We start from the raw sequence: 14,408 nt of genomic DNA on the forward strand, positions 1-14,408 counted from the left end.
AGGGCAACTTTGCTTAACAACACCTTTTTATTAAGGATATAAATTTTAGCGCTTCTTCTTTGCTTTTTTTAGACGAGAGGGTGTAATATCTTTTCCTTTGGGATCGACGACTTTGGTGTTCATGAGAACTTGTTTGAAATTCCCGCGGAAAATTTTGAGATATTCTTGACGCAATTGGGCTTGTTCGACTTTTTCTTCTGGGGAAAGTTCGCCAGCTTTTTGCTTAGCGGCGAGGGCATTGATACGTTGAATGAGTGTGTCCATGGAGAGTCCTCCTTTCTAAACGTTGTCTTGAAATAAGGGTTCGCTTAGTATTATAACAGAAGGATAGAAGAATGCGAGAGATTGCAGGAGAAATGAGAGTAAAATTTCCCTATTGTTGGGGGAATTTGATACAATAGAGAAGAAATTAATGTAAAGAGGGAAGATTTATGCGGGTATTAGCGATGGATACATCGACTGAAGCAATGAGTATTGCTTTAATCGAAGAGAATGATGTCAAAATGGAATTGAATACATATACAAAAATCAAACATTCTAAGCAGCTCTTGCCTTTGATCCAAGTAGCATGTCGAGCAATCAATTGGTCGATTTCGTCTGTGGAAGCCATAGCAGTGACGAGAGGGCCGGGATCTTATACAGGCTTAAGAATTGGCGTGACAACGGCAAAGGTTTTAGCGAAAGAACTAAGGGTCCCTTTGTATTCTGTAGGCTCTTTGGAAGCTTTAGCGGTAAACGTCAAGGAAGACGGTCCTGTTTTTCCTTTTTTAAATGCGAGACGTCAGACAGTTTTTTTAGCAGGTTACCAAAAAGGAGAAGCGTGGCAAACTTTGCTTCCAGTGGGGCACTATACGCTAGAAGATTGGTTGGATACGATTGATGAGGCTTTTCCCACCGGGCCCCTTTACTTTGTGAGTCCAGATGCCTCTCTTTTTGAAGCGGCTATTCAGGAAAAATGGGGAGAGCGGGCTAAGATTTTAGCCAAAGAGGATAGTCACTTGGCTGCTCATCGCTTGTTGGAAGCCCCATTTAGAGAAGAAGATGCAGACATTTTTGTCCCAGAGTATGCTAAATTAGCGGAAGCGGAGGAAAAGTGGCAAGCTAGCCATCCTGACCAAGTGGCAGCCCACCATGGAAGCTATGTGGAAAGAGCAGATTAAGACATGGGCGAAGACCTTTGCCTATAGGGGAAAGCGCCTTTTTTCGTCTAATGTGTGGGTGAGTTTGCATGAACAGTTAGATTTACCAGTAACACAAGTCACCTTAGAAGACGGATTGGAAGTCAGTATTGCTCTGTCGGATGCAGTTTGGCTGGATCAAATGGTTGAGATGGAGAAAGTGTGTTATCCAAAGGCTGTTCTTTGGGACTTAAGTGATTTTTATGTAGATTTGGTGTATCATCCATCTACTTTCTATTTACAGGCTTTCTTAGAAGATGAGCTATTAGCTTTTATGGGTTGTCGTAAAGATCGTCGTGCAGTTCATATTTCGAATATTATGGTTTTGCCTTCTTATCAAAGAAGGGGAATCGGGGGAATGTTAATGCAGTTGTTAAAGACTTTGTTGCCTTCCTTGGACAGGGAACGAATCGACTTAGAAGTAAGAGTTTCAAATCAGTCTGCTCAACGCTTTTATGAGAAGGAAGGTTTCAAGAACGTGACCTGCCAGAAAAATTACTACCTTGATAATCAAGAAGATGCTTTTATTTTTTTGTGGGAGAGGGCAAAAAGCAGTCAGGCAGCTCAGCCCGTTATTGACTTTCAGACTTATCATTTGTGCGAGGACAATGAAAAGACCGCTCAGCAATTGTCCGCTTTCTTTGAAAAATCTCTTCAAGGAACACCTAAACTTCCTATTTCTTCTTTGGAACGGCAATTAAGTAATCCTTACTTTTACTTTTTTGTGTTGAAGGATGAAGAAGAGAATTGGTTAGGAGCGGCTTCTTTCCAGAAGATTGACCAAGAGGGGGAACTTTTTTATATTGCTATTCATCCCGAGGCTCGAAAGCAAGGGTTAGGGCGACGCCTTTTACAAGAAGCTTTGCAGACTTTGCAGAGTGAAGGAATGAAGACCTGTTATTTAGAGGTCAGAGCCTCTAATGTACCCGCTCAAAAGTTGTATGAGAATTTTCACTTTGTTAAGGTGGACTGCAGAAAAAATTATTATCAAAATAATCAAGAAGATGCCAAAATTTATAAATGGGAGAAGGATACGGATTGACTACGATATTAGGAATTGAATCAAGTTGTGATGAGACAGGGGTAGCGATTGTTGTCGATGGACATGATATGCGCTCCAACATAGTAGCTACTCAAATCAAAAGCCATATGCGCTTTGGAGGGGTGGTCCCTGAAATTGCCAGCCGGCATCATGTGGAACAGATTACCCAACTTATTAACTTGGCTCTCGAAAAAGCAGACATGACCTTTGAGGATATTGATGCGATTGCGGTAACAAAGGGACCTGGCTTAGTGGGATCTCTGTTAATTGGGATTACTGCTGCTAAAACGTTAGCTTTTGTTCATGAGAAGCCGTTAATTGGAGTGAATCATATGGCGGGGCATATTTATGCTAATCAAATTGTCCATCCAATTCATTTTCCAGCTTTAGCTTTGGTTGTGAGTGGGGGTCATACGGAATTGGTCTATATGTCTCAAGATGGTCAGTATCAAAAGATTGGGGATACAAGAGATGACGCAGTAGGAGAAGCTTTCGATAAGGTAGGGAGATTACTTGGCATTCCTTATCCTGGGGGCAAAAAAATGGATGAAATGGCTCAGAAAGGGCAAGATATTTACGCTTATCCTCGCCCAATGATTGCAGAAGATAATTTTGATTTTTCATTTTCAGGCTTAAAGTCAGCCGTGATTAACCATCTTCATCAAGCGGAGCAAAAGGGCGAAAGTTTGGATCCAAACGGCGTAGCAGCGAGTTTCCAAGCGGCGGCTGTTGAAGTTTTAGTGGAAAAAACAAAGCGTGCACTTATCCAATATCCTGTAAAGCAACTCTTGCTGGCAGGAGGAGTTGCGGCTAATTCTGGTTTAAGAAAAGGCCTGACGGAGGCTCTAGCGACTTTGAAAGATGAAGTTGAATTGGTTTGCCCTCCTTTGAAATTGTGCGGGGATAATGGAGCAATGATTGCGGCAGCGGCTTATACCTTGTATAAAGCCAAAGATTTTTCAGATTTAGACTTGGATGCTCAGCCAAGTATTGATCTAGGAGAAGAGTAAAAAAATCACTTACCCACATTTTGGTGGGTAAGTGATTTTTTATTCGTTTTGAAAACTTTCTAAAGTGACTTGGGCTTCTTCCCATTCCTGCATACAGTCTTCTTGTTGCTGCTTTGAAAGTGATAATTGCTCATTGAGTTGGTTCAAACGCTCATAATCTTCTAAGACTTCAGGTTGGACCATTTCTTCTTGAATGGTTTGGATCGTTTGGTCGAGATGTTCGATTTCTTGCTCAAGACTTTCAATTTGCCGTTCAATTTTACGCTTTTGTCGTTGCAAATCTTTTGATTTTTGATAGGAATTCTCTTCAGAAGCTGAAGGGTTGGGTTGAGTCTTTTCTTCTAATTCTAATTTTTCGAGAGCTAAGCGTTCTTCTTGTTCAGATTTTTTGTGGATGTAGTAATCGTAATCGCCAAGATATATTGTCGAGCCTTCTTCGCCAATTTCAATGACCTGGGTGGCGATACGATTAATAAAATAACGGTCATGGCTGACAAAGAGCAGGGTGCCGTCATATTCAATTAAGGCATTTTCCAAGACTTCTTTGGAGTCGATGTCTAAATGGTTAGTTGGTTCGTCAAGAATAAGGAAGTTGTCTTTTTCAAAACTTAGTTTTGCCAAAGCTAGGCGGGCTTTTTCTCCTCCGCTGAGCATGTCTATAGATTTTTCAACGTCAGTGCCTGTAAATAAGAAGCTACCTAAGACACTTCTTATGGCACCTTCATTCATTGTAGGATGATCGTCCCATAGTTCATGGAGAATGTCTTTGCCTTTATGTAAGCGGGCAAGTGCTTGGTCATAGTAGCCAATGGTGACATTTTTCCCATACGTGAATTGCCCACGCAGCGGTTCAAGCTGACCAATAAGGGTTTTTAAAAGGGTAGATTTTCCAATACCATTAGGTCCTACAATGGCGATGGCATCTTGCTTTCGAATTTGGAAGTCGATAGGGTAGGAGAGAGTCGAATCATCATAACCAATGCCTAATTGATCAGCCGTGAGAACCACATTTCCACTTTCTTTATCACATGAAAAATGGATGCGAGGATTTTTATCGTCCACTTGAGGCTTTTGAATTTTGGTCATGCGCTCTAATTGTTTGCGCCTACTTTGGGCCATTTTGGTTGTTGAAGCGCGTACTAAGTTTCTCGCTACATAGTCTTCTAATTTAGCAATTTTCTTTTGCTGCTTTTCATAGGCTTTTGTTTGTGTCATTAATCGAGTAGTTTTTTCTTTAAGATAAAAAGAGTAGTTGCCCTTATAATATTGGATGGTGTGATTAGTCATATCATAGGTTTCCTTAGTCACAGCATCTAGGAAATAACGGTCATGGCTAACGATTAAAAGGGCGCCTGGATAACTTGGTAGGTAACCCTCTAACCAAGAGAGAGTTTCGATATCTAAATGGTTGGTTGGTTCGTCAAGAATGAGAATGTCTTTCTTCTCTAGTAAGACTTTACAGAGAGCAAGACGTGTGCGTTGGCCTCCTGATAATTGGGCAAGTGGTTTGTCATAATCGGCTTCTGGGAAATGAAAACCGTGAAGAACGGTTCGAATTTCAGAATCAATACTATAGGCATTGCTGGTATGGATAAGTTCTTGTACGCGATCATATTGCTTGAGAATTTGTTCATATTTTTCTTGGTCGCCGCTTTGACTAACTTGCGCAATTTGCTCTGTTAATTGTTCAGCTTGTTTGAGGAGTTCAAGTTCTTTAGCAAATACAGAAAGCATTTCTTCATAAATAGTCAGTGAGCTGGCAGAAATGGCAGCGTGTTGATCCATATAAGCAATAGAAACTTCTTTTTGACGGGATAAGGTTCCTTGATCAGGCTTTTCTAATCCTGTGAGCATTTTTAAGAGGGTAGATTTTCCGGCCCCGTTTCTTCCAACTAGGCCAATTCGACTATTATTTTGAATGGTCAAATTGACCGATTCGAATAAAGTATCTGATCCGAAATATCGTGCTAGGTTAGAAGCTTGTAAGATAATCATTACTGAGTTCCTTTCTGGTTATTTAGCGTTCCCTTTAGTTTATCATATTTGTTCAAGAGATGTATCGAATACTTAGAAGAGATAGGGGAAACTACTAAAATTGCATCCTTTTTAAGCTAAACTCTAAACTAAAAGAACAAAGAACAGTGCACGAAATACATGTTTTAACTCATGACTTACTTCACAAACTGCTTTATTTTCCTTTGTGACAATGCTACAATTAAACTAACGACTTGTGAAAGGAAGTGGAAAGATGGCAAAGGTTCCACGTGCTACTGCTAAGCGTCTTCCTTTGTACTATCGCTATCTTAGTCGATTTAAGAATATGGGAAAAAAACGAATTTCTTCTAGTGAATTAAGTGAAGCTATTAAGGTAGATTCGGCAACGATTCGTCGTGATTTTTCTCACTTTGGAGCGTTAGGGAAGCGCGGATACGGGTATGATGTTGATGAATTATTAGATTTCTTTAGTTTACAATTGTATCAAGATCGCTTAACAACTGTTGCCTTAATAGGTGTGGGCAATTTAGGGAATGCCTTATTGAATTATAATTTTAAACGGACGAATAACATTCGCATAGGCGCAGCCTTCGATGTTAATCCAGAAATTGTTGGTCGTGTGCATAGTGGAGTTCCTGTTTATCCATTAAGTGAATTAAAGACGATTATGCAAGATATGGATATTACGATTGCTATTTTAGCAGTGCCAGATAGTGTTGCACAGGAAACAACCAATAATTTATGTGATGCTGGAATTAAAGGAATTTTGAATTTTACACCAATTGTTTTGGATGTGGGTAACCGTGTTCATGTTCAAAATGTAGACTTGGCGAATGAATTACAAACATTGATCTATTTTATTGGAACGAACGATAAAAATAATCGATAAAAAAATGATTTAAAAAGCAGTTGAATTTCATTTCTATCTGAAATTCGACTGCTTTTTGTTGTTAATAGATAGGTTTCCTCTTCTTAATAGAAAGGGAAATTTTTATAGTTTATTTTTCTGAATACGATCGAGGTATAGGCTAGCGATTTGCCAAGCTGAATAAAGTTGAGTAGCTGCGATAAATAACAAAAAGACTAGGCTAATCCCCCATCCTGTATGGGTAACAGAGTATACCGCCCAGACTAATGTAAATGCAACAAAAACTAATCGTATGATGATATTGTGAATAATAATTTTATTTGACACATGATCCCTCCATTTAGATTTAGATTAGCTAAACTTTTGAAAAAATGCAAGACTCTAAGTGCTTTTTGAGGGAAAAAGAAAAGTTTTTCTTAAGAACGTCAAAAAAAGTCAACATATAACTTGCAATATTTATTTAATTGAGATACTATAAGAAATGTAGGTTAGCACTTGAAATGATAGAGTGCTAATTAAAGAATAAATGTAATGGAGGGGTACGAATGTTAAAACCATTAAATGAACGTGTCATTATCCAAGTGAAGGAAGAAGAAGAGAAAACGGCTTCAGGAATTGTTCTCCCATCAACAGCTAAAGAAAAACCTCAGATTGGAGAAGTAGTTGCAGTTAGTGAAGCTACTGAAGACTATACGCCACAAGTTAAAGTGGGCGATCACGTTATTTTTGAAAAATATGCGACGAGTGAAGTGAAGTATGAGGGTCAAAAATATCTCATCGTTAAAGAAAAAGATTTAACAGCGATTGTAGAATAATAGATCTTAGAAAATTTCAGTTATTTCATTGAGATAAGGAGATTGATAAAATGGCTAAAGATATTAAATATTCAAGTGATGCAAGACAAGCTTTGGTAAACGGTATTGATAAGTTGGCGAATACGGTTAAAGTAACGCTTGGACCTAAGGGACGTAATGTAGTTCTTGAACGGAGCTTTGGTTCTCCATTAATTACCAATGATGGAGTAACTATTGCGAAAGATGTTGAATTAGAAGATCATTTTGAAAATATGGGAGCAAAATTAGTCGCAGAAGTCGCCTCTAAGACCAATGATGTTGCTGGGGACGGAACGACAACCGCTACTATTATGACTCAAGCACTTGTTCATGAAGGCTTTAAGAATGTTACTGCTGGGGCTAATCCTGTAGGTATTCGTCGTGGGATTGACCAAGCTATTCGGGAAGCAGTTAATGGCTTAAAAGAAATTTCTGTTCCTGTAGAATCTAAAGAATCCATTGCGAATGTTGCAGCTATCTCATCTGGCGATAAAGAAATCGGTAAATTAATTGCAGATGCTATGGAAAAAGTAGGTCAAGATGGTGTTATCACCGTTGAAGAATCTCAATCTATGGATACCACTTTGGAAGTTGTAGAAGGGATGCAATTTGATCGCGGTTACCTTTCCCAATATTTTGTAACAGATAATGACAAGATGGAAGCTGCCTTAGACGATCCTTATATCTTGTTAACAGATAAAAAGATTACCAATATTCAAGATATTTTACCTTTACTTGAAAAAATTGTTCAAAAGGGCAAAGCTTTATTAATTGTTGCTGATGATATTGAAGGGGAAGCTCTTCCAACTTTAGTTTTGAATAAGATTCGTGGAACTTTTAATGTGGTTGCTGTGAAAGCTCCTGGTTTTGGTGACCGTCGGAAAGCTCAATTAGAAGACTTAGCTATCTTAACAGGTGGTACAGTTATTACAGATGACCTTGGATTAGAATTGAAAGACACCACTCTTGAACAATTAGGTCAAGCTGGTCGTGTAACGATCACCAAAGATGACACTACTGTTGTAGAAGGTAAAGGAAACAAAGAACAACTCGAACAACGTGTCGCACATATTAAGAAACAAATCGAAGACAGCACTTCTGATTATGACCGTGAAAAATTACAAGAACGTTTAGCTAAATTAGCAGGCGGCGTGGCTGTTGTCCGTGTCGGTGGCGCAACGGAATCTGAACAAAAAGAACGTAAGTTACGTATTGAAGACGCTTTGAACGCTACACGTGCAGCGGTTGAAGAAGGTATTGTTGCTGGTGGTGGAACTGCTTATATGAACGTTCAACCTCGTGTAGCTGCTTTAGTAGATCAATTAAGCGGAGATGAAGCAACTGGTGCTGATATCGTTCGTCGTGCCTTAGAAATGCCTCTTCGCCAAATTGCTGAAAATGCTGGCTTAGAAGGTTCTGTTATTGTTGAACATATTCATGAAAAAGAACTTGGTGTAGGTTACAACGCAGCAAGTGGTCAATGGGTAGATATGATTAAAGATGGTGTCGTTGATCCTACAAAAGTTTCAAGATCTGCTTTACAAAATGCAGGTTCTGTTGCTGGCTTAATCTTAACGACTGAAGCTGTTGTGGCAGATCAACCAAAACCTGAAAAAGATGATGCAGGTATGGCCCCACAAGCTCCAGGCATGTATTAATAAATAACTCTAAAAAATCTCTCTCTTAATGAGGGAGATTTTTTATCAAATTTGGCAGAGAAAAAACCTCCCCAGTCATCCTGGAGAGGTTTTCTTTTTATTGGAAATCTCTAATATTAGGTGAACCCATTGAAAGAATGAATTACCAAATGTGATCTAAAATTAAAGTTTGTTCGCGATCTGGGCCAACGGATACGGTAGCAACGGGTGCGCCAACTACTTCACAGATACGATGAACGTAAGCTTTGGCATTTTCTGGAAGATCATCGAAATGTGTGCATCCTGTGATATCTTCTTGCCAACCTGGTAAGGATTCGTAAACAGGTGTGCATTGGTTAAGAAGACGAAGGTTAGCTGGGTAGGAGCGGCTGATTGTGCCATCTGGAAGTTTGTAACCTACACAGATTTTAATTTCGTCTAATCCGGTTAAAACATCTAAGCAGTTTAAGGCGAGTTTGGTTACTCCGGATACGCGGCGAGCGTGAGCAACTACCACACCATCGAACCAGCCGATACGACGTGGACGACCAGTAGTTGTTCCATATTCATGACCAATTTCACGGATACGGTTTCCAATTTCGTCAAAGAGTTCAGTAGGGAATGGACCGTCACCTACGCGAGAAGTGTAAGCCTTGCATACGCCGATAACTGTATCGAGACGTGTAGGTCCAATGCCAGCGCCTGTTGCTGCGCCACCTGCGACAGGATTCGAAGAAGTAACGAATGGATAGGTTCCATGGTCGATATCTAGGAGGATACCTTGTGCTCCTTCAAATAATAAGTTCTTGCCTTCTTCGTAAGCGTCATTTAGCAATAAGGAAGTATCTGTTACATAAGCTTTTAATTGTTGACCATAAGCAGTGTATTCTTCTAACATACTTTCGTAATCAAGAGGTTCTACACCGTAGAATTTGGTGAGCAATTCGTTTTTAACGTCTAAGTGAGCTTTGAGTTGTTCACGGAAGGTTTCAGGGTCGATTAAATCTCCCATACGAATACCGATTCGTGCGTATTTATCGACGTAAGCTGGCCCAATTCCTTTTTGGGTGGTTCCGATTTTATTATCCCCTTTACGTTCTTCGTCTAAACGATCAATTAAACGGTGGTAAGGCATAATCACTTGTGTTCTTTCTGAAATACGTAGATTATCTGTGGAAATACCTGCTTTATGAAGATAATCTAATTCTTCGAGTAAAGATTTTGGATTTAAAACGACGCCGTTTCCGATCACACTTAATTTATCAGAGGCGAAAATTCCAGAAGGAACCAGATGTAATTTAAAGGTCTGATTATTGAACTGAACAGTATGTCCTGCATTATCCCCACCTTGATAACGTGAAATAATATTAGCGTTTTTGCTGAGGTAGTCAGTAATTTTCCCTTTACCTTCGTCCCCCCATTGTGTTCCTACAACAACAACCGATGTCATAATTTATTCTCCTTTTTTTACAGTCTACGTTAAGACGCAATACTAAAGATTAGAATCCCACAAGGGGACCACTACATTATTATACCGCAAGTTCTTAGTACTTTACTTATTTTTTTAAGAGAAAGTAACTTTTAAGGAGAAAGATAAGGAAAAACTTGAATAAAAAATAAAATTAGCATACATTTATAAAGAAGATCTGAGTGAAAACTTAGATAAAATATGGTTAATGGAGGATGAGAGATGATAAGTCGTTACACCCGACCAGAAATGGCGGCTTTGTGGTCAGATCAAAATAAATATCAAAGTTGGCTAGAAGTAGAAATTTTAGCGGTTGAAGCTTGGGCAGAATTAGGGGAAATTCCGAAAGAAGACGCACAAGCTGTACGGGATCATGCAAAATTTGACGTTCATCGTATCCTAGAGATTGAAAAAGAGACGAAACATGATGTTGTAGCTTTTACCCGGTGTTTGTCTGAATCAATGGGAGAAGAAAAGAAGTGGGTGCATTACGGGTTAACCTCTACAGATGTTGTAGATACGGCATACGGTTATCAATTAAAACAGGTCAATGACGTGTTACGTCAAGACCTTGACCGTTTTTTGGATATTTTGAAAGAGGGCGCTTTGAAATATAAAACCACTCTCTGTATGGGAAGAACACATGGGGTACATGCAGAACCTACGACGTTTGGTTTAAAATTTGCACGTTGGTATAGTGAATTTAAACGTCATCGCGAACGCTTTGAACACGCTGCTAAGGGGGTAGAAGCGGGTAAAATTTCTGGGGCAGTTGGCACTTTTGCAAATGTTCCTACTCAGGTAGAAGCTTATGTATGCCAACATTTAGGGATTCGCCCACAAGAAATTTCAACCCAAGTTTTACCGAGAGATTTGCATGCTGAATATATTGCTACGATGGCGCTTATTGCCACAGGTATTGAAAATATTGCGACTGAAATTCGTCACTTGCAAAAGTCAGAAGTCAGAGAAGCTGAAGAATACTTTGCAAGTGGTCAAAAAGGCTCCAGTGCGATGCCTCATAAACGCAATCCTATCGGTAGTGAAAATGTTACCGGCCTTGCACGGGTTATTCGGGGTCATATGATCACTGCTTATGAAGATGTTTCCCTCTGGCATGAGCGTGATATTTCGCATTCCTCTGCTGAACGAATCATTCTGCCAGATACAACGATTTTATTGAACTATATCTTAAATCGATTTGGCCGTATTTTGAAGAATTTAACAGTCTTCCCAGAGAATATGACTCGTAATATGCATGCTACGCATGATTTAATTTTTAGTCAGCGCGTATTACTGAAATTGATTGACTCAGGAATGTCCAGGGAAGCAGCATACGATTTGGTTCAACCGTTAACCGCTCAATCTTGGAATGAATCTTCCTCTTTCAAAGAGTTAGTAGAGAATTGTCCAGCGATTACAGAACAACTCTCTAAAGAAGAGTTAGAAGACGCCTTCGACCCTATGTATCATTTACGTCGAATTGATGAAATTTATCATCGTGTAGGTTTAGATTAATTGGGCTAGAACGACTCCTCTTTTACTGAAGATAGTAAAAGGGGAGTTTTTAGATTTTTTGAAGGAAAAGAGGCCAGGAAATCTTTTAAAAGAGAGAGTGAAGTCATTATTTAATATTTTGTTACCGGGGATAACAAAGAACTAAAAAAGTTTACATAAAGCACTTTTTTAGTTTATGCTTACTACGAAGTTAGTAATTTTTATAGTTAAACTAATGTTGTCTTCTTTGAATTACCATTTATATTCATGTAGGAGGAAACATTATGCGTTATGGATATGTTCGTGTGTCAACGAAAGAGCAGTGTATTGATAGACAAACTTGTTGCTTTAAAAATGCTGGAGTAGAAGCAAAGAATATTTATGCGGATAAGGCGTCAGGTAAGGATTTTCATAGGGAAAGTTATGTAAAGCTTATGCGCAGGCTTAAAAGTGAGGATGAGCTGTTTGTGAAGTCGGCTGAGGAAATTCGAATTGCCAGACAAAAAGGTGTAGTGTTTGGTAGGACAAAGATTGATATGCCTGATAATTTTTATGCTGTGGCGATTAAGTGGCAGCGTGGACAGGTAAACTTGCGTGAGGGGGCAGAAATGCTTTCTGTTTCGCATAGTACGTTTGCTAAGTGGCTACATGCAAGAAGAATCCAAAAATTTGTAAATAAATCTAGGGGTTAATATACGCTTCTATTTTTCTATTTTGGCAAGATAATCCCTCTAGTGCTCAATTTTTCTAAGATCTATTTTGGAACAAAAGGACTTTATATACAATATAACGTGTATATTAAACCCTACCTTATAAGACATCATAACCTTCTATATACTCTAAATTTAATAGTAGAGGAGCAGCTTTTATGACTCGAAAAGAAAAAATTGCTGGTCAGACCGGCTATAAGATAGATATAATCACGTATAAAGTGAATAAATCTACGGGGCTTACAACAGATGTTGATAGCAGAAAAGAAGAAAAGGTTGATCCAACAGATCGTGTAATAAGAGTGGGCAATAAGCAAGTGACGCATGAGGGAAAAAAGACTATTACTACAACGTATGATGTTGATAAAGATACGGGTAAGTTAACTAATCCGAAAAAGCATACGTCTGTGCCGATAGGTATTTTGACACCGTCTAAGCATTCTCCAAAGACAGTGACTTTCAAGAATGGTGATAGTAAGATTGGAAGTGTGAAGGTTGAAGCGGGTAAGGCAATTGCAACTGATGGCTTAATTGACCAGTCTATGCCGAATAATCCGTCGAAAGAAGAATTAATTAGAGCTATAAAATCGTAGTTAATCACTTAAAGATGACCTTGGTTTGAAAACTGGGTCATCTTTTTTATAGGGTGAAGTAGATGATAGGGGACAGGTGTGCTGGAAAATGGCAGAAATTTTTTTATCAGATAAGGTTTGTATGAGTGTTACAATTGAGCTTATTTTATACTGCTGGTAATGAGTGTTGAGAAAGGGGGACGCATGAGAATTGACAGCGTGGATTGAAAGGACTACAATCTAAAATGAACAATGTTCAACATGAGAATGGAGGGGATGACGTGAAGAAATTAGCGACTTCGAGTGAAAATATTCTGAAAATGTGTAGACAAATTGTTCCTGAGAAAGGACTACTAGCAGTTAATATGAGAACAGTGGCTAAGCGATGTGACGTTGCATTAGGTTCAATTTATTACCATTTTCCTTCGAAAGAAGAGTTAATCATTGCAACAATTGAGAGCGTCTGGGAGGATATCTTTAGATGGTGTGAGCAAGAATCAAAGGAAGGGGAGTTCTCTGTATGTATTGAGAGTTGTTTTGAACGCATTAAGCAGGGAATTCAGCGCTATCCTCATTTTTTTACCATCCCTTCCCTCAGCTTGTCATCGAAAGAGAAACAGAAGGGACACACGGACAATGCAGCGGTATTTTTCGTTGACTAGACAAAGGCTGTTGAAGGCGTTAAGAGCAGATAAGCATGTAAGAGTAGGGACATTTAGTGAGAAATTTTCTGAAGAGGACTTTATTGAATTTATTTTAATAAGCCTTCTCTCTCTTGGTACAAAGAAAGAGTGTTCTCTATTTCTATTATTATAAAAGTTCAAAGAAAGAAGGGAAAATAGCAATGCAAGCCATTTTTGAGACAGTGTTTGATGTGTGTTATTTGTCAATGGTGATTTTTTTAGGCATTAAGATGATCAAAAAGAGTAAAAGCAATAGACAGTTCTTTTTATATGGAGTGATGGCAGTTGTGCTTGGTATAGGGGATGCTTTTCATCTTCTCCCAAGAGCGGTTGCTCTTAATACTACGGGATTAGCGTATTATTCTTCAGCGTTGGGAATAGGGAAGTGTGTGACATCAGTGACGATGACCCTCTTTTATTTATTGTTTTATTATGTCTGGCGTGAACGTTATCAGATGAGGGGAAGACATGTACTTACAGGGATGGTGTGGGGGATTTCTCTAATAAGAATACTATTAGTTGTATTGCCTCAAAATGAATGGCTAAGTGCCCATCCACCTCTAGTATGGGGGATTTACAGAAATATTCCCTTTGTTTTGTTAGGGGGGTGCATAATGACTTTATTCTATAAATCTGTTAAAGCCAATAAGGATGACCATTTTAAATGGATTTGGCTGACCATATTGCTTAGTTTTATTTTTTATCTGCCGGTGGTGCTTTTTTCAGAGCAGTTACCTCCTATAGGGGCTTTAATGATCCCCAAGACGTGCGCATATGTATGGGCAGTGTGGATTGGCTATAAAACCATGAACAAGGAGTTAGATTAAATGAAAAAATATTTAAATTGAGTAGTAAGAGATGCCATAGCGGCGATGATTTCTGGCGCTTTTTATCAAGAATTGACGGAATGGTTTT

At 38.9% G+C, this 14,408-nt stretch carries 14 protein-coding genes; 11 read left to right on the forward strand and 3 right to left on the reverse strand.

The window, feature by feature from the left end; translation table 11 throughout:
- Positions 1-45: 45 nt before the first annotated feature.
- Positions 46-264 carry a DUF896 domain-containing protein gene (locus AWM71_RS03860; protein ID WP_060776735.1) on the reverse strand — a complete coding sequence of 73 codons (219 nt, stop codon included), beginning with the start codon at positions 262-264 and terminating at the stop codon, positions 46-48.
- A gap of 167 nt (positions 265-431) precedes the next feature.
- On the opposite strand from AWM71_RS03860, the gene tsaB reads away from it, so the two are divergent.
- Genes tsaB through tsaD form a run of 3 tightly spaced genes read left to right on the forward strand, consistent with a single transcriptional unit; the run spans position 432 to position 3,230 of the window.
- A complete protein-coding gene (gene tsaB / locus AWM71_RS03865) occupies positions 432-1,160 on the forward strand; it encodes a tRNA (adenosine(37)-N6)-threonylcarbamoyltransferase complex dimerization subunit type 1 TsaB (RefSeq protein ID WP_060776736.1) in 729 nt (242 codons plus the stop codon).
- Positions 1,132-2,220: a ribosomal protein S18-alanine N-acetyltransferase gene (rimI, locus tag AWM71_RS03870; protein WP_060776737.1), complete on the forward strand. Its 1,089-nt coding sequence runs from the start codon at positions 1,132-1,134 to the stop codon at positions 2,218-2,220. Before tsaB ends, rimI begins: the two co-directional genes overlap by 29 nt.
- Positions 2,199-3,230 carry a tRNA (adenosine(37)-N6)-threonylcarbamoyltransferase complex transferase subunit TsaD gene (gene tsaD / locus AWM71_RS03875; RefSeq protein ID WP_060776738.1) on the forward strand — a complete coding sequence of 344 codons (1,032 nt, stop codon included), beginning with the start codon at positions 2,199-2,201 and terminating at the stop codon, positions 3,228-3,230. Before rimI ends, tsaD begins: the two co-directional genes overlap by 22 nt.
- 39 nt (positions 3,231-3,269) lie before the next feature.
- Here the strand turns inward: tsaD and AWM71_RS03880 are convergent, their stop codons facing one another.
- Entirely contained in the window at positions 3,270-5,225 is a 1,956-nt protein-coding gene (locus tag AWM71_RS03880) for an ABC-F family ATP-binding cassette domain-containing protein (protein ID WP_060776739.1), read from the reverse strand.
- Positions 5,226-5,478: 253 nt separating this feature from the next.
- Here AWM71_RS03880 and AWM71_RS03885 point away from each other — a divergent pair, with 253 nt between their 5' ends.
- The 3 genes from AWM71_RS03885 (at position 5,479) to groL (ending at position 8,584) form a co-directional block, all read left to right on the forward strand.
- Entirely contained in the window at positions 5,479-6,114 is a 636-nt protein-coding gene (locus AWM71_RS03885) for a redox-sensing transcriptional repressor Rex (RefSeq protein ID WP_060776740.1), read from the forward strand.
- Between the two features lie 524 nt (positions 6,115-6,638).
- On the forward strand, positions 6,639-6,908 hold the full coding sequence (locus AWM71_RS03895) for a co-chaperone GroES (RefSeq protein ID WP_060776742.1): 270 nt from the start codon (positions 6,639-6,641) through the stop codon (positions 6,906-6,908).
- Between the two features lie 50 nt (positions 6,909-6,958).
- Complete coding sequence (groL, locus tag AWM71_RS03900; protein ID WP_060776743.1) at positions 6,959-8,584, forward strand: chaperonin GroEL; 1,626 nt, start codon at positions 6,959-6,961, stop codon at positions 8,582-8,584.
- Between the two features lie 142 nt (positions 8,585-8,726).
- On the opposite strand, the gene AWM71_RS03905 is transcribed toward groL, so the two are convergent.
- Positions 8,727-10,013, reverse strand: coding sequence for an adenylosuccinate synthase (locus tag AWM71_RS03905; protein ID WP_060776744.1), 1,287 nt, complete (start codon positions 10,011-10,013; stop codon positions 8,727-8,729).
- A gap of 240 nt (positions 10,014-10,253) precedes the next feature.
- Between AWM71_RS03905 and purB the strand changes: the two genes are divergently transcribed.
- The 5 genes from purB to AWM71_RS03930 all read left to right on the forward strand — a co-directional run bounded on the left by purB (position 10,254) and on the right by AWM71_RS03930 (position 14,320).
- Positions 10,254-11,549 (forward strand): adenylosuccinate lyase, encoded by a 1,296-nt coding sequence (gene purB / locus AWM71_RS03910; RefSeq protein WP_060776745.1) that lies wholly within the window; start codon positions 10,254-10,256, stop codon positions 11,547-11,549.
- A gap of 263 nt (positions 11,550-11,812) precedes the next feature.
- The gene (locus AWM71_RS03915; protein ID WP_060776746.1) at positions 11,813-12,220 is read left to right on the forward strand and encodes a recombinase family protein; all 408 of its coding nucleotides are present in this window, start codon (positions 11,813-11,815) and stop codon (positions 12,218-12,220) included.
- A 176-nt stretch (positions 12,221-12,396) separates the two neighbouring features.
- Complete coding sequence (locus AWM71_RS03920) at positions 12,397-12,831, forward strand: hypothetical protein (RefSeq protein ID WP_060776747.1); 435 nt, start codon at positions 12,397-12,399, stop codon at positions 12,829-12,831.
- A 260-nt stretch (positions 12,832-13,091) separates the two neighbouring features.
- The gene (locus AWM71_RS03925) at positions 13,092-13,472 is read left to right on the forward strand and encodes a TetR/AcrR family transcriptional regulator (RefSeq protein ID WP_158320032.1); all 381 of its coding nucleotides are present in this window, start codon (positions 13,092-13,094) and stop codon (positions 13,470-13,472) included.
- Between the two features lie 182 nt (positions 13,473-13,654).
- The gene (locus tag AWM71_RS03930) at positions 13,655-14,320 is read left to right on the forward strand and encodes a hypothetical protein (RefSeq protein ID WP_060776749.1); all 666 of its coding nucleotides are present in this window, start codon (positions 13,655-13,657) and stop codon (positions 14,318-14,320) included.
- Positions 14,321-14,408 lie beyond the last annotated feature (88 nt).

This window comes from Aerococcus christensenii (assembly GCF_001543105.1).
Classification (GTDB): domain Bacteria; phylum Bacillota; class Bacilli; order Lactobacillales; family Aerococcaceae; genus Aerococcus; species Aerococcus christensenii.

Excerpts from the sequence above, each read along its gene's own strand:
- AWM71_RS03860 (WP_060776735.1), bottom strand. The coding sequence starts at position 264 with ATGGACACACTCATTCAACGTATCAATGCCCTCGCCGCTAAGCAAAAA.
- tsaB (WP_060776736.1), top strand. The coding sequence starts at position 432 with ATGCGGGTATTAGCGATGGATACATCGACTGAAGCAATGAGTATTGCT.
- rimI (WP_060776737.1), top strand. The coding sequence starts at position 1,132 with ATGGAAGCTATGTGGAAAGAGCAGATTAAGACATGGGCGAAGACCTTT.
- tsaD (WP_060776738.1), top strand. The coding sequence starts at position 2,199 with ATGGGAGAAGGATACGGATTGACTACGATATTAGGAATTGAATCAAGT.
- AWM71_RS03880 (WP_060776739.1), bottom strand. The coding sequence starts at position 5,225 with ATGATTATCTTACAAGCTTCTAACCTAGCACGATATTTCGGATCAGAT.
- AWM71_RS03885 (WP_060776740.1), top strand. The coding sequence starts at position 5,479 with ATGGCAAAGGTTCCACGTGCTACTGCTAAGCGTCTTCCTTTGTACTAT.
- AWM71_RS03895 (WP_060776742.1), top strand. The coding sequence starts at position 6,639 with ATGTTAAAACCATTAAATGAACGTGTCATTATCCAAGTGAAGGAAGAA.
- groL (WP_060776743.1), top strand. The coding sequence starts at position 6,959 with ATGGCTAAAGATATTAAATATTCAAGTGATGCAAGACAAGCTTTGGTA.
- AWM71_RS03905 (WP_060776744.1), bottom strand. The coding sequence starts at position 10,013 with ATGACATCGGTTGTTGTTGTAGGAACACAATGGGGGGACGAAGGTAAA.
- purB (WP_060776745.1), top strand. The coding sequence starts at position 10,254 with ATGATAAGTCGTTACACCCGACCAGAAATGGCGGCTTTGTGGTCAGAT.
- AWM71_RS03915 (WP_060776746.1), top strand. The coding sequence starts at position 11,813 with ATGCGTTATGGATATGTTCGTGTGTCAACGAAAGAGCAGTGTATTGAT.
- AWM71_RS03920 (WP_060776747.1), top strand. The coding sequence starts at position 12,397 with ATGACTCGAAAAGAAAAAATTGCTGGTCAGACCGGCTATAAGATAGAT.
- AWM71_RS03930 (WP_060776749.1), top strand. The coding sequence starts at position 13,655 with ATGCAAGCCATTTTTGAGACAGTGTTTGATGTGTGTTATTTGTCAATG.